Genomic DNA, 14590 nt, shown 5'->3' with positions numbered 1-14590 from the left:
CTCGCGTGAGGTGATGGCAGATGCCGGACTTGAGTTCCGCCCTGCGCCGCACGTTCCGGGACGAGATATCCAGCGTCAGCGAACTGGAGCCCGGTAAGCCCGCGGTTCTCGACCCGCTGAGCCTCACCTCAATGGCCCGGGCCGCCCTGAACTACCTCAGGGGCAATCCCGAGCCCACACGGGACTTTGAGTGCAAGTTCACGCTGGGGCCGCTGGGGATTCCCTGTCATTTTCCGGAATGGTGCCGGCCCAATCAGTACGCCTACGATCCCATCTCCCTGGGCGACACTGACGCGCGCATGAGCACCCAGTATGCGAATATGCGCGAGATGTCGGGCGAACCCAGTCCCTGTCCGATCGAGCTTGGCGTCCACCGGCGCATCGAGAGCTACATGGGCGCGGAGAACCTGTGCTGGGTCAATCCCGCGGCGGCGGTGGGACATGCGGTTGAGGGCGAGTATGCCCTGAACTGGACCACCGCAAAACTCATGTGGCGCCTGGCTGAGCAGTGGGAGCGCGAGCGGGACGAGACCGCGTTTGCCAACGCGCGCAGGCTGTTTGAGGGCCTGCGGGACATGACAGAGTGGAAGGGCGACCGGGCCTGGCACATGGGAATCGCGCCCTGGAAAGACCGCACATGGCTCCTGGATGGTTGGTGCGAAAGCCACGGGCGGAACTACCCTTTCATCGTGGAGCCCCTGGTCCGGTATTGGGAATGCACTGGCGACGACGAGGCGCTCGACCTCGCGAAGGCCTTTGCCGAGGGCTTCCTGGACGAGGTCCAGCCGGACATGGGCACCCAGCGGATTGACCCCGAGTCCGGAGCCTTCACCGGCCATGTTCACCTGCACACCCACGCGGTCTGGGGTGTGGCGCATCTCGGTGCGGTCCTGGGGGAGAAGCGCTATCTGGACTGGGCGGCCAGTGTATACCGGTTCGTTGTCGATCAGGGTACCGACTGGGGCTGGTACCCGGAGTTCGTTCCGCAGGGCGAATACCGCAGCGAGGTCTGCGTGGTTGGCGACATGGTAAGCCTCGGCGCGTGGCTGGCGCGGGGCCTGTCGCCGGACTACTGGGACCAGGTGGAGCGCACGGTGCGCAATAAGCTGCGTCGCAGCCAGTTCTTCCTGACGCCCGAGTTCGTCGCACTCTTTGAGCATGTGCATCGCGACAAGCCCGCCCTTGAAGTGGATGCGGCGCTGCGCGAACTGCGGCGGCTCGAGGGCGGGTTCGTGGCCCAAACCACCTTCGACGATTGGGTCAGCTACCCCGGAGATCCGCACCTTGGCGCCCCGGGCATCAGCAGGAACGGCATCCACATGATGGGTTGCTGCCCGCCCGAAGGAATGCGCGGGCTGTGGGAAGCCTGGCGTGGGACGGTGCTGGATGTGGGGAACGACGTGTACATCAACCTGTGCTTCACCCGCGAGCATCCGGCGGCGCGGGTGACCGCCTGTCGCCCCGCGGACGGCCGGCTGGAAGTTGTCGCCCTCAAGACTGCGGACTTCCACCTCCGCCCGCCGGCGTGGGCCGAGAGGACACTGGTCGGGGCCTGCCGCAACGGCCAGCCCGCCCCTGTGGTCTGGGGTGGTCCCGCGGACGCCTACGTGGTTTTCGCGCAGTGTGCGCCGGGCGATGAGTTGGTCATCTCCTGGGCCGTTCCGGCCTTCAGCCAGAGCTTTGCGGCGAAGAGCATTCCCGGTCGAGAGCAGGAGGTCCGGGCACGCTGGGTCGGGAATGAGGTCGTCGCCGTGGAGCCCCGGGCGGAGCACCTGTCCATGTTCAACCCGGAGCCGCGGAAGTAGGGGGCGCGTGTCCCAGAAATGCCGGAAGTCGGAAACCGGGGGTCCTTTCATGCCCGCACGCATCCTGCTGCTTGCCACGGTGGTGCTCGCCATGTGTACCCAGTCGTCCGCACAGGAGCCGGTCAACATCGGGTCGCGTCTCGAACTGCTGGTGGATGACGCGCTCATCGAGCGGATGGACGGAGAGGTGCGCCTGGCGTTGCACCAGCCGGTGCGCCGCGAGATTGTCCTGCGCACCGATGCTCCCTGGGAAGGCAATGCCAGCGCCTTCCAGTCGGTATTCAGGGACGGCGACCTGTACCGCATGTACTACCGTGGCCTGCATTATCTTCACAGCGGCGAGCCGGCCCAGGCGATGGCAGACCACCCGTGGTTCCTGTGTTACGCCGAGAGCGACGACGGGATCAACTGGCGCAGGCCCGTGGTGGGCAGATTCGAGTTCAACGGGTCCACCGATAACAACATCATCCTCACCCCCGAATTCCTGTCCGAGATTGGTGGCGACCCGGCGCACACCGCGGTTTTCAAAGACGAGAACCCCGACTGCCCCGAGAATGAGCGGTACAAAATCATCGTCGTCGGCCACAAGCCCGCGGTGGGCCTGTACGTGCTGGCATCACCGGATGGGATCCACTTTGAAATCCTGAGCAAGGAGCCCATCACCACCACCGGCGCTTTCGACTCGCAGAACCTGGCCTTCTGGGACCCGCATATCAAGCAGTACCGGGAGTACCACCGAGGCTTCAAGGATGGCGTTCGCGACATCATGACCGCCACCTCACCCGACATCCGCAAGTTCCCCGAGCCGGAGTGGCTCCAGTGGCCCGATGCGCCGAAAGAGCACCTGTATACCAACGCGATCCAGCCGTACTACCGAGCGCCACATATACTCGTGGGCTTCCCCATGCGCTATACCGACCGCGGCTGGAACAAGTCGATCCTGGAACTCCCCGGTCTGGATGAACGGGTGGTCAGGGCGAAATCTCACCCCCGCTACGGGACCGCGATCACCGACGGGCTTTTCATGTCCAGCCGCGATGGCCTGACCTTCAAGCGCTGGCCCGAAGCCTTCATTCGTCCCGGCCCGCGTGACCGGGAAAGCTGGGTCTATGGCGACAACTTCATCTTCTGGGGCATGGTGGAGACGGCTTCGGCAACCGAAGATGCGCCCGATGAGCTGTCCCTTTACGCCACGGAAAGCTACTGGGAGGGGATCGGCACTGCGGTGCGGCGATACACAATACGCGTGGACGGTTTCGTCTCCGCACAGGCCACCCTCAAGGGCGGCGAGATCGTCACCAGGCCCCTGATTTTCGAAGGCGGGAGTCTGGCGATCAATGCGGAGACTTCGGGCGCCGGGGGGATCCGGGTGGAGATTCAGGATGCCGAAGGCAACCCCATCGAGGGCTACAATTTGGAAGAGTGTGCGCCCATCCTCTGCGACGACCTGCGGCACGTTGTCCGGTGGGACTATGAGGGCGGGGACCTTCGCAAGCTCGCAGGCACCCCGGTTCGCCTTCGGTTCGTCCTGAGCGACGCCGACCTGTACTCCTTCCAATTCGTGCCGCTGGAGCCGGAGCCCGAATACCCAGACACCGTTCAACTGGGCGCTCTGCCGCGGAAAAACCGGGACCGGGAGCCTTTCGTGGCCCTGCAGGATGACTTCCAGGCAGCAGTCGCAGGGACGGGAGCGGTGGATGGCGACCTTGATCCGGTGGCGGCTTCGAGCGGAACCGCCTGGTTCATCTCCGAGGGCTCGCCGGATCGCGTCCAGGTGCTCAATGATGATCCCGTCGGCGGCGGACAGGCTGGCGAGCGGCAGTATCTGAAGATCCAGCGGCTCGCCGAGACCCACATGCAGGGCGGGCTCGCCTGGGTCCGGCTAAGCCCCCAGGACGCGGCCGACACCACCCGTGGACTGGTCGAGGTGCGCGCCAGGGTCTACGTGCCGTCCAGCAATAAAGGTCGCATTGAGATCGACGCGTACGACAATCCACCCGGCGAATTCTCCTGCCGCGCGTTTCATGTGCGCATCGCAGCGGACGGTACGGTGACGTACTTCCGAGAGATCGAGAATCCGGTGGACGGCATGCGCCTTGAGCCGGATACATGGCAAGATGTGCGCATTCGGGCTCACCTGGACCAGGGCGTGTTCGACCTGACCATCGGCCCGAGAACAGTGCAGGGGCTGCCATTCGCGATGGATGGGGTACGACGCATCCAGACGGTGCTCTTCGGGCCGAACAACGCGAACTGCACTCTCTACATCGATGATGTGCGGGTCTCGGTCGAGCCGTAGAGGGGCAGCGAGCAAACGAGAACGGCGGCCCTCGGAGACAACCAGGGGCCGCCGCTTTGTGTCTGCAGTATCGTTGGCTATTCGCCTTTCGGCACCTCGTAGCTGTACATGTGCGAGCCGCTGGCGAAGTAGATGCGGCCATCGAGTATGTCTCCGCCGGGGCCGATGGGCACTGGCGACTGGGCGATCAGGTCGATCGCAAACGTCGCCGGGTCCACTTTCGCGATGCCCTTCACGAACAGCATATAGATGGTTCCATCAGGCGCGGTGACAAACACCCGCGGGCCCTGTTGGCCGTTGGTCGAACCCAGGGTCGCGCTGGTGTCTTCCTTGTGGATGACCTCGCGTTTCACAGGGTCGAAGACGAAGAAGATGTGTGAGTCGACCACGCCGTACACCAGCCCGTTGGGTCCCGGGCACATGTCGGTGTAGTTCTGGGCGCCTGGGAAGAGCACCTCGCGCCATTCGATTCCCTTGGATTCCATGTCCATGATGTACATCTCGGCCTGGTCCGCCAGCTTCTCGCCGCCGGTCCCGGGGCTCGTTGTGGTGCCGCCCAGCAGCTTGCCGTCGGGAAGGGCAACGAGACTCATGGTGGACAGTTGCGGAATGATGTCCTCGTGCTCCACAAGCACGTGCTCCTTCGTTTCGCGGTCATAGAAGAGCAATCCGCCGCCGGTGTATCCATATCCCGGAGTTCCCGCGAGAACGATGGTCTTGCCGTCCGGGTGGGCGAGCAGCTCATGGGGGCGGTGTATGGCCGGTGTGCACTCAGTGATGAACTGCGGATTGCAGCCGTCCTTGCCTTTCACCGTGGGCACCCAGGGCTGTGAGGGGTCCCACTCCAGCAGGAAGCCGCCGCCGTAGCCCCCCACGAAATATCGGTCGCCTTGGCGCACAACTGTGTTCCACTGGCCGTAGCTGGCGCGGTTCACCCACTCGTCGGTCTTCGGGTCGAACTGGAAGAAGCGCATGGGGAAGGCGGTGCCGCCGCAGATGGTGTCTCCGGGCGCAACGCACAGACCCATGACATGCGCGCCTTCGCTCTCGTATTCGAAGGTCAGCTGCTTCGTCTCGCCGGTAGCCGGGTCAGTGACCTTCATGATCTTCTCCACGGTGTCGCAGACCGAGAGAATCTTGCCGCTGGGGAACTTCTGGTGGAAGAGACCCTGGCTGGAGGTGATGATCGGCTTCGGGTTCTGCTTCTCCTTTGTTCCGATCTTCGTGGCCTCGCCCCGATAGAAGACATACCAGTTGTCCGTCGGGTTGTTGGGTGCACCCGTGAGCGGCCGGCCGTAGACCTTGCCATCCATGTCGCGGTAGACATAGCCGGTGCCCTTGCCCCGCTCGTTCTCTGGGCACATGGGCTTGGCGGTTCCCTCTTTCGGGTTGAACCCGATGACCTGGCTGTTTGTGCTGCCGATGCCGAAGTAGATCCAGCCCGTGTCATCGGCGGCCACATAGCGCTGGTACTGCCGCCAGTTCTCGGCATGCACCCGGCCATAGTCCTTGAACTCCCGGGTCTCGGGGTCGAAAGAAACCACACCGCTGTCGGGGTAAGTGACCGACCAGATGACCCCATTGTCGTCTTCGGTCATGCCCATGGCCATCTGCGGGGTTGTCTTGGTATGGAAAGTAAAGGCCCGCTTTACCGGGTCGAACTCGCAGAACCAGCTGTTGAAATGGGTGTAGAACTTGTTCTTGCTGGATAGGATCGAAGAATACGGGCAGTCGCCGCCCGGCGGGAAAGGCATCGGATAGGTTTCGGTCTTGCCGGTCTCAGCGTCGATGAGAAGGAGCGCATACCCACCGCGGTGGTCAAACAGCCAAACCAGCACAATGTCGCGTCCCTCTGCGTCCTGGGTTGCGACAATGCCCCGGTGATTGCTGACCGGGGTGCAGACTCCGTGGTGCCGGAATCCATTGCCGAGGTCTTCGCTTGCGGCGAAGACCATCTGTGCGAGAATGAGCACGAGGGGAAGGGCGATGAGAACGACTGCACGGATCAACTGGGCGTCCATTAGCGCCTCCTGGCGTTGCGATTTCCACGGCCACAGCTCACGCTGAGGCCCACATTTCGCGACCGAGGCAAGGTGTCCCTCCCACGTCCGGGGAAAATGTGCCCAGTTTACTTGACGATCCATGGGAGGTCCGCGTTCATGGACGCCCTTCTCACCTTCGGCCTGCTGTGTCTTGCATTCACTTGCGTCGCCGCCGATGAAGCGCCGTCCGTGCCCTTGATCCCCACCGCCATCATGCATGCCATGACGGTCAAGCCGTTGGGCCAGGAAACCTGGGAAATGCGGTCCACCGGCGGCGACCCTTATGTGGTGCTGGAGCGCGTCGCCCCCTTCGATCACGAAAAGATCCATGTCCTCGCCTTCGACTGCCTCGCGCCCCGTGGGTCCTCGAGCTTCCAGATCTACTTTGGCAATCCATTCAACCAGTACGCCATCGCCAGCTTCGGTCCGCTCCCTGCGTCGGACCAGTGGCAGGAGGTCGCCATCGACATCAAGGCCCAGAAGCCCGGCGAGTGGGACGCCAGGGTGCTGGATTTCCGCTTGGACCTGGGCGACGAGGACGGGCGCCTGCTCACCATCCGCAACCTGCGCCTGCGGGAGCCGACGCGGGCTGAAATCGCGGCGGAAGAGGCCCGACAGCGCGAGGCCCGGGAGAAGCTGGAAGCCCTGCAGCAGCAGATCGAAGCGCGTCTCATCAGGCCCGCGAGCATCAAGCCGTGGGAGGACGTGATCGCGGGCACGCAGCGGTTCACGTCGGGCCTGAACACCACGGCGATCTCCGTGGTGGGGCGGGAACTGGACCTCGCAAGCCAGTTGCGCGAGTACGACGGCGTGCAGACCAGCGAAGAGGTCCCGCGTCCCTGGATCGTGGTGGGGGAGGGGCCTTCGCCGGAGAACCACTCGGTGATCCGCGTGCTGAACCCGCGGGGTATCTGCGAGGTGCAATTCCTGGCCTTCTCCGAATGGGTCCGAGGTGGCGTGCAGGTGGTTGCGCTCAAGACTGCAGATGGCGACTGGAATATCGGGGCAGCATCTTTCCGGTCTGGGGGCGCAGTGCCCGCAGGCATTTTCACCCGCTGGGGCAACCAGCTGGCATCGATGAGCCTGCCGGTGCCTGAAGGCAGGGGCGTGCGCATCGCCGGTGGGGATTTTCTTCCCGACAAACCGGGCTGGGAGCTTGCCACTGCCTATCACACGAACGACGAGACCGTTTCCGTTGACCTTTGGGGGCAGGAGGGGTTGCTCGCGCGCACGCGAGTAGTGCCGTTTCCTCGCAAGCCCGACGACGACCTGTTCATCGGTGCTGACGGCCCGGAGAGGCCTGGGTGCAAGCTCATCATCTACTCCCGGGGAGACAGCGGCTATTACCTGCTCGATCTCCGGTCGGGCGATCTGGCGAGAATGGAGGCCGATCTGCCTGCCAATTGCACCGGTATTCATCGCGCCGCGGACGGGGGGCTGGCGGCCACGCTGCAGGAGAGTGAACTGTCTCATATCCTGCGCATCAAAGGCCCCGGAGAGGTGGAACAGATCAACGTGGGTGTGCGGGAGAATCTCTTCTGGTTTACCACCGGCGGGCTGTTCGATGAAGTTCCCGAGGGGAAGTATGTGAAGCGCAGCGAGTTCGCTCACCTGCGCACCGACTTCGCGACTTCCGCCGCGCGGAACCCGGACTTCCAGCGTACCGACCCGGCATTCTGGGCCAATGAAGACTACATGAAGTGGGTGCGCGGCCGCGTCGGTCGGTACGACGCCGACCTGCCTGCGTGCTGGGAGCCGTGCTTCACCCACCGCTGGTTCTACGGGCAGGCCGGCAAGTGGATGGCCGCGACAGACGACGAGACCGGCCTGCCTGCGTATACCCTGGTGGACCGTGAGAACGTGGCCGGCACCTACGGCGAATTCGGCGAGACCAAGAGCTTCGTATCGGGCACCTATGCGCCCGGAGTGAAGCCCATCGAGTGCCTGTATGACCTGCCCCTGCGGGCGTTCCTGGGCGAACTCGTTGAAGCGTTCCGCGCCAATCCCGAGCATTTCGTGGCCGTAGAGCCCAACCATGAGATGGAGATCAACGCCGAGAGCCAGGCCACCCACGGCGACTACAATCCCAATATGATCCGGGCTTTCTATCGCTACCTGTCAGACCTGTACGGCGGTCTTGGTGGCATCAACCGAACCTTCGGCACCGAATTCACCTCGGACCGGTTCGACGCTCCGCGCAATATCGGCCGGGGTCACTGGGATGCATATTCCGTGGAGAACCCGTACTACATGGTGTGGATGCGGTTCATGAACTACTGCATCTACCGCATCATCGCAGGGACGTACCGAGAAGCGCTCCTGGCAGGTTTCCCCGCCGAAACCATCAAGTGCCACCAGATCCCCGACCACTATGCCATCAGCAGCCTCACGGCCTTCAGCCGGCCCGCGCAGAGAGTGACGCCCATTGACTGGAACCTCAACGCAGGCGTGGGCTTCGGCTTCACGCGCTACGGCGTCTGGTACACCCAGGAGTTCAACGCGGTTCAGGGCCCCCACAGTTCAGGCTTCGACAACATGGTGGTCGGCGAGTACCAGTCCCTCACCCCCGACGTGGACGCGGCCTACCGGCAGCTTCAGTACATGCGTGACAACGGCGTCCAGTTCATCCACTGCATGGTCTGGCCCGAGGGACACGACCAGGGCTACAATGCCGCGCTGCGCGATGCGCTCAGACGACTCGTCGCTGAGGATGACAGGCCGAGACCCGGTGTCACCGGTGGTACTGGTGCCGTGCGTGCCTGGAACGGGTTGGAGATCGTCTCGATCGGCACCGGCGAGGACCGCACGGGCTTGCTCAAGAGCGTCACCCCGGAGGGCAAGTGGGACGGGCTGGTCTACGCGAACCCCTTCCACGCACATGTGGATGTGGAGCCTTTGGTGTACTCCGAAGAAGGCCGGTTTGGAGTTGATCCGGAGCCCCTGGTTCTTGGGCCCTTCCCGGGCATTGATGCAGGCAATCTCATCGACATCTCAGTGAGCGCCCGGATGGAGGGCTTCCGCGAGGGCGCCCTGAGCATGCGAGTCTTCCACGGGGCGAACGAGCTGATGGGCCTGCGACAGAGCGTCAAGCTGGACCAGAACTGGCGCGAGGTGCGATTCCAGGTCCGCGTGCAGGTGGACACCGATGAGTTGCGCGTTGAGCTGAACTCCGGCGTGCCGGGAGATGCATCCTGGGGCATGGATACGGTCCGCTGCAGACGCCTCGTGGCCACGCGGCAGACCGAACGGACCACAAAGCTGAAGAAGGGCGTCTTCGCAGGCGAACGCCATCGCGGCGGCGTGACCTTCGACGTGATGGGCGCGCCGTTGGAGTCATAGGAGTCGGGGGACTGGCACCGCGATCCGTGGCCGCATGTGAGGCGCCTGCTGGCGCTTGCTTCCGATCCTACACTTCAGCTCCCTGGTGACGGAGAACGGATTGCACCTCGGTGATGTCTACATCACGCGGGACCGTGTCTCTGTCCGCGCAGACCGCCGCCGCAACCCCCGCCCCCTGGCCGATGACCATGGTTAGCGCCATGACCCGCAAGGTCCACGGGTTCACCGCGCTGACGCTGCGTCCTGCGCCCATAATCAGTCCGTCCACGTCGCGCGGCAGCATGCAGCGATACGGGATGTCGAAGGTGGAGTCTTCCATGGCCTGGACTCCCCACGCTCCTGGCGCGGGGTTCTTCACGAAATCGCTCTCAACCACCCCGCGGCCGACGGAATCTTCGAACCGCGTGGCGTTGGCCTTCATCTCCGGCGCGAACTGGAACTCCCCGTCGATCCAGCGGCTCACGCGAATCCCCAGGTCATCCCCCGTGGCGCTGACATACGCCCTCTCGAACCCGGGAACATGCCCCCGGAAGAACTCGGTCACCTGAAAAGCCATCTTGCGGCCGTCGATCATCGCCCGGGTAATTCTGCCCACGTCCAGTTTTTCGATCCGGCTGAACCCGGTTATGAGGTGGGCCACGCCGAGGTCGCGGATGGCGTGGATCTGCAGGGCGTCGATGTGGTCATGCACGCCGACCCTGGTCGGGTAGGCGCCCGATGCGATGCCGTCTTGGACAATGCTGAAGAGTTCGCCGCCACCGTGCGGGAAGAGGAATGTGCCGGTGTCACGGTACTGCGCCAGCGCCTCCTCGAAGGTCCAGTCCACGTCCATGTAAGGCGGGTACTCGTCCGGGTGGTCTACGAAGTACTCCACGAAGCGGTCCACGTCGACGCCGCCCACACGGAAGACAAGGGTCTCCAGCCCGTGGATACCGTCGCCGATCTCGCGCACCGGTGCGCCGGAATGCCAGGCGACGTCGCTGTTGCCGGTGCAGTCCACCACGGTCTTCGCGAGAAGCGATTCGCGCCCGGAGTTGGTCTCGATCACCACTCCGCGCAGGCGGTTCTCGTCCATGACCGCCCCGACCACCGGGGCCTCGAAAAGCACGTGAGCGCCGGCTTCCTCTACGAGGTCAGTGAGGACCACTTTCGCGGTCTCCACGTCGTAGATGATATGCCCCTTGTGGCGATGCCAGCGAGAACCCGGGCCGTGGGCCTGGGCCAGACGGTCCACGAACTCCAGTGAGTTTCCCTTCACCACAAGCTCATGTCCGGCGGTGTAGTAGCAGTTGAACACTGAGCAGCACATGCCCGCGGTTGCGACGCCGCCGGGGAACCCGTTGCGTTCGAGAAGCACCGTCTTTGCCCCGGCGCGCGCTGACGCAACTGCAGCTGAGACTCCCGCCAACCCTCCGCCGGCAACGATGACGTCATACTCATCCCGGACCGGGAGCGAACGTGCAGGCTCGGAGACGCTGCCCGATACGAGTTGCGCGGCAATGCGTTCTGACACAAACGATTCCTCCGTGGAGCCGGGCTGCGCGGCGCCTTGCGCTACTGAGCCAGACCCGCGACTTTCGCCACGTAAGCGTCCATTCTGAACTTGCGCTCGAGACCGGCGGCGTTCATGTACCGCACTCTCCCGAATACCGGCCGTTCCTGCCAGGGCCGATCATGTTTCCCGAAGCACCACGCCACCCCGGTGAAACCGTTCGGGTCACGCCCGTCCAATTCGTACCGGTTATTCAAGCGCAATGCGGTCTCGAAGGCCGCTCGCGGCGTGGGCGACCATTCGAGAATCTTCTTGCCCCAGTACATGCGCATGTAGTTGTGCATCTTGCCCGCACGGACCATCTCCAGCTGCGCCGCGTTCCAGTATGGGTCATGGGTCTGCGCCTGCTCGAGTTCATCTTCCGAGTAAACGTAGGGCCTCGGATCTTTCTCGTGCTCCGCGAGCGTCGCCTTCGCCCAGTCCGGCAGGCAGTCGTAGGTGTCGTATGCCGGGTTGTAGTGGACGAAGTTCATGGAAAGCTCGCGGCGCACGATGAGTTGCTCCAGAAAAGCTTCCTCATTTGGCCCGGGCGCTTCTGCTACTGCAAGGGCGACCTCGAGCGGAGAAATCTGCCCGAAATGCAGATAGGGGCTCAGGTGGGAGGTGAAGTCCAGTGACGGGTCATTGCTCCGCTCATCGTAGTGGTCGAGTTTGTGGTCGATGAACTCGCGAAGAAGCTTCCTGGCTTGCGAATACCCCCCTCGAAAAGCGCTCACCGGGGGAACGGAGCGGTCAATGTCCAGGCGTGCGAGAAGCTTTTCCGGGTCGGCCAAATCCTCCGAACTCAAGTCAGCATCCGCCCATTTCTTCCGGAGCTTGCGCTGCTTCAGCGGCACGAGATACTCCGGCAACAGGCGGTGGATCTTCGGCCGGATTGTGCGGGCCGCATATTCCTCTTTGCCTGATACCTCCTCGACCGGCACGACCACGTCCGTCTCGACCTGGATCGCCCGGCAGGGGGCGTTCTCTGCGACGTGCTGTCTCCACTGCTTCTGGATGCGCGTGTAGCCGCGGTCCGTGACCAGCGCACAGGCATCCTCCGCCAGTTCGCAGGCGGCGATCTCGGGCGACGCGGTGCGGAGAACGAAGGGGATGCCCCTCTCTTTCAGGTCTCGATGCAGCTCCGCCAGGCCCTGCAGCATGAAGGCGTAGTGACGCGCATTTGCCTCGGGGTATCCCCCGGTGAGACCGAACAGAACCACCACCGGTACAGACGCCTCATTCGCGAGGTCGATGGTGTGTTCCAGCGCATGATTGCAATGGGCACGCTGCGAGGCCTGCATCCAGTAGAGCACGAACCGGCCCGGACGGATCGGCAGGTCCCTCAGGATGCGGATGCGCGCCGGCTGGATCATTCCGGCTCGTCCAGCCTGTCAAAAGCGGCGAAGATAGACAGCTGCTCTTCAGGCGTAAGCTGGATGTCCGCTGCTGCCGCGTTCTCGGCCACTTGCTTTGCATTGCGGGCGCCGACAAGCGCGCTGGTGATCCCCGGCGCGTGAATTGTCCAGGCGATGGCGACCTGGCCCAGGGTCGCATTGTGGGCATCAGCGATGGGCTGGACCACTTCCTCCAGCACGTCCAATACGCGCCTGCGGTTGGCAGGCCGGAACCATGGCTGTTCGGCTCGGTAATCACCGGGCGCGAACTTTCGGTCCATGGTGACCTTGCCCGTGAGCAGCCCTTGCTCAAGGGGGCTGTAGACGATGCTGGCGATGCCTTTGCTGTGGGCGAAGCGGATCACGCCGTCCAGATGCTCTCGGGAGATGAGGCTGAACTTGGGCTGGTTGCTGTGGACCGGCCCGTACTCCAGACATTCCTCGATCATCTCTTCGGTGAAGTTGCTCACCCCGATCGCCCGGATCTTGCCGGCGTCGCGCAGTTCGAGGAGCGCTTCCATGGTCTCCTCGATAGGCGTAGTCGGGTCCGGCCAGTGGCACTGGTACAGGTCTATCACGTCCACGCCCAGCCGTTGCAGGCTACGGTCACATTCGGCAAGGATACTGCGCTTCTTCAGGCACCGGTAGACCGGGTGCTGGCCGCGCTCGTCCTCGGCTTCGAAGAAGTACTCGCCCTCCACGCGGTCCCAGATGAGCCCGCATTTTGTGGCGACGATCACCTGATCACGGCGGCCCTTGATGGCTTGGCCCACGACTTCCTCGCTGTGCCCGAAACCATACATGGGCGCGGTATCGATGCATGTGATCCCGGCGTCGATGCCGGCCTGGATCGCGGCGATGGCCTCCTGGTCGTCTGTCGGGCCCCACCACCAGCCGCCGATTGCCCACGCGCCGAAAGTGATGGCCGGAACCTGGATGTCACTGTTGCCCAGTTGCCGGTAGATCATGGAATCCCTCCTGAGCCCGCACCCGTGGCAGCGCGCGGGCAGACCAAGTCAGTCTCGGTAACCGCGTGGTCTCTTCAGTCCTCCAGCAGGCCTCCGCAGAGAGAGACCATTAGCCAGCGGCCATCCTCATTCACGAAGCTGCCCGTCATTCCCATGGTCATGTGGCCGAACATGGGGATGTCAACGCTCCACTTTCCGATGGTGGACGCCACGGGTCCGCTAACCACGGTGTCCAGGTCCAGCATGGCGGACCGTTCCGCAGAGCCCATGGACAGGGCGGTCGCGAGCATGGTCGTGAGATATTCGGGGTAGGTGAAGAACCACGCCTGGCCGTCGGGAGTGTATGCGCCAACCACAAAGGGGTCGGAGTACAGCCCCTGTGCCAGTTCGGTTACGTCGCCCTGGAGCATGGAGCGTTCCCACGAACGCAGCGTATCAACCACTGCACCGACGGCGGCCTGATCGGTGGTCTTGGCTTCCGGGGTGATGGTGAGAGAGACGTACCTGAAGGATCGCTGCGGACCATCCTGGACGGCCGAGACGCAGACATCCCAGGTCTGAACGATCGGGGCCGGAGGCTCGGGTTCGCAAGCCGCGGGTGCTTCGCGCACGACGAACCGGGACATCTGCGGCGGCATGAAAGCGTCCCAGACGTCGCCCAGCGAGGGCGGCTCAACCACAGGCGGCGGTGGCGGCGGCGTGGTTTCGAAGGTGAGCTTCAGTCGCCCAGCAACGAACTCCCCCAAACGGGAGAGGTTGGCCGAAGCGATTTTCGTGCCCTCGGGTAGCCTGAATGCGGCCGCAAGGTCGGCGTTGCTCTTGAGTTTGGAGCGGGACGCGGCGGTGAAACTGTCGGCGGTGCCGATGATGGCCGCCGACCCCTGGCTGCTGAAAAGGTTCCACAGCGCCGGTTCGCCGGTGGTGAGCGAGGTCACCGTGTCGGCGAGCAACTTGTCCATTCCGGCCTGATCGTTTTCGCTGAGCGCCCAGACAGCATGGCCCCCCAGCAAGACAGCGAAGACGGTGATGCAGAGCATGATGTAGCGCATCTTTGAACTCCTTCGATCCTGTGATACACACGCTGCGTTCGCGAGCATATTCGACTTCGGGGCCCGAACACCTTCCTGCGTCGAGCAATGCAGGACTAAAAGGAGCGCTGCGCGAATAGCCACCCGCACAGGGAGTCTCTCACGTCGCGCCTGCCGCGGG

The 14590-nt window shown here is 63.7% G+C and carries 8 protein-coding genes; 3 read left to right on the top strand and 5 right to left on the bottom strand.

Translation table 11 applies throughout. From position 1 onward, the window contains the following. Positions 1 to 20 precede the first annotated feature (20 nt). Positions 21 to 1805, top strand: coding sequence for a hypothetical protein (locus HPY44_14270; protein ID NSW57175.1), 1785 nt, complete (start codon positions 21 to 23; stop codon positions 1803 to 1805). A 49-nt stretch (positions 1806 to 1854) separates the two neighbouring features. Further along, positions 1855 to 4104: a hypothetical protein gene (locus HPY44_14265; GenBank protein ID NSW57174.1), complete on the top strand. Its 2250-nt coding sequence runs from the start codon at positions 1855 to 1857 to the stop codon at positions 4102 to 4104. Positions 4105 to 4181: 77 nt separating this feature from the next. Here the strand turns inward: HPY44_14265 and HPY44_14260 are convergent, their stop codons facing one another. Beyond that, positions 4182 to 6125: a hypothetical protein gene (locus HPY44_14260; GenBank protein ID NSW57173.1), complete on the bottom strand. Its 1944-nt coding sequence runs from the start codon at positions 6123 to 6125 to the stop codon at positions 4182 to 4184. A 138-nt stretch (positions 6126 to 6263) separates the two neighbouring features. On the opposite strand from HPY44_14260, the gene HPY44_14255 reads away from it, so the two are divergent. Next, positions 6264 to 9485, top strand: a complete 3222-nt coding sequence (locus tag HPY44_14255) for a hypothetical protein (GenBank protein ID NSW57172.1) — start codon at positions 6264 to 6266, stop codon at positions 9483 to 9485. Positions 9486 to 9552: 67 nt separating this feature from the next. On the opposite strand, the gene HPY44_14250 is transcribed toward HPY44_14255, so the two are convergent. The 4 genes from HPY44_14250 to HPY44_14235 all read right to left on the bottom strand — a co-directional run bounded on the left by HPY44_14250 (position 9553) and on the right by HPY44_14235 (position 14430). After that, positions 9553 to 10998, bottom strand: a complete 1446-nt coding sequence (locus tag HPY44_14250; protein NSW57171.1) for an FAD-dependent oxidoreductase — start codon at positions 10996 to 10998, stop codon at positions 9553 to 9555. Positions 10999 to 11039: 41 nt separating this feature from the next. After that, on the bottom strand, positions 11040 to 12392 hold the full coding sequence (gene phrB / locus HPY44_14245; protein ID NSW57170.1) for a deoxyribodipyrimidine photo-lyase: 1353 nt from the start codon (positions 12390 to 12392) through the stop codon (positions 11040 to 11042). Then, positions 12389 to 13381: an aldo/keto reductase gene (locus tag HPY44_14240; GenBank protein NSW57169.1), complete on the bottom strand. Its 993-nt coding sequence runs from the start codon at positions 13379 to 13381 to the stop codon at positions 12389 to 12391. Before HPY44_14240 ends, phrB begins: the two co-directional genes overlap by 4 nt. 74 nt (positions 13382 to 13455) lie before the next feature. Then, a complete protein-coding gene (locus HPY44_14235; GenBank protein NSW57168.1) occupies positions 13456 to 14430 on the bottom strand; it encodes a hypothetical protein in 975 nt (324 codons plus the stop codon). Positions 14431 to 14590: the final 160 nt, after the last annotated feature.

Source organism: Armatimonadota bacterium, from assembly GCA_013314775.1.
Classification (GTDB): Bacteria; Armatimonadota; Zipacnadia; order Zipacnadales; family JABUFB01; genus JABUFB01.
The sequence above is the reverse complement of the archived record's forward strand: the minus strand, read 5'-3'. Positions and strand labels throughout refer to the sequence as shown.

Bases quoted from the DNA above. Each gene is read 5' to 3' on its own strand.
- HPY44_14270 (NSW57175.1), top strand. From the start codon at position 21: ATGCCGGACTTGAGTTCCGCCCTGCGCCGCACGTTCCGGGACGAGATA.
- HPY44_14265 (NSW57174.1), top strand. From the start codon at position 1,855: ATGCCCGCACGCATCCTGCTGCTTGCCACGGTGGTGCTCGCCATGTGT.
- HPY44_14260 (NSW57173.1), bottom strand. From the start codon at position 6,125: ATGGACGCCCAGTTGATCCGTGCAGTCGTTCTCATCGCCCTTCCCCTC.
- HPY44_14255 (NSW57172.1), top strand. From the start codon at position 6,264: ATGGACGCCCTTCTCACCTTCGGCCTGCTGTGTCTTGCATTCACTTGC.
- phrB (NSW57170.1), bottom strand. From the start codon at position 12,392: ATGATCCAGCCGGCGCGCATCCGCATCCTGAGGGACCTGCCGATCCGT.
- HPY44_14240 (NSW57169.1), bottom strand. From the start codon at position 13,381: ATGATCTACCGGCAACTGGGCAACAGTGACATCCAGGTTCCGGCCATC.
- HPY44_14235 (NSW57168.1), bottom strand. From the start codon at position 14,430: ATGCGCTACATCATGCTCTGCATCACCGTCTTCGCTGTCTTGCTGGGG.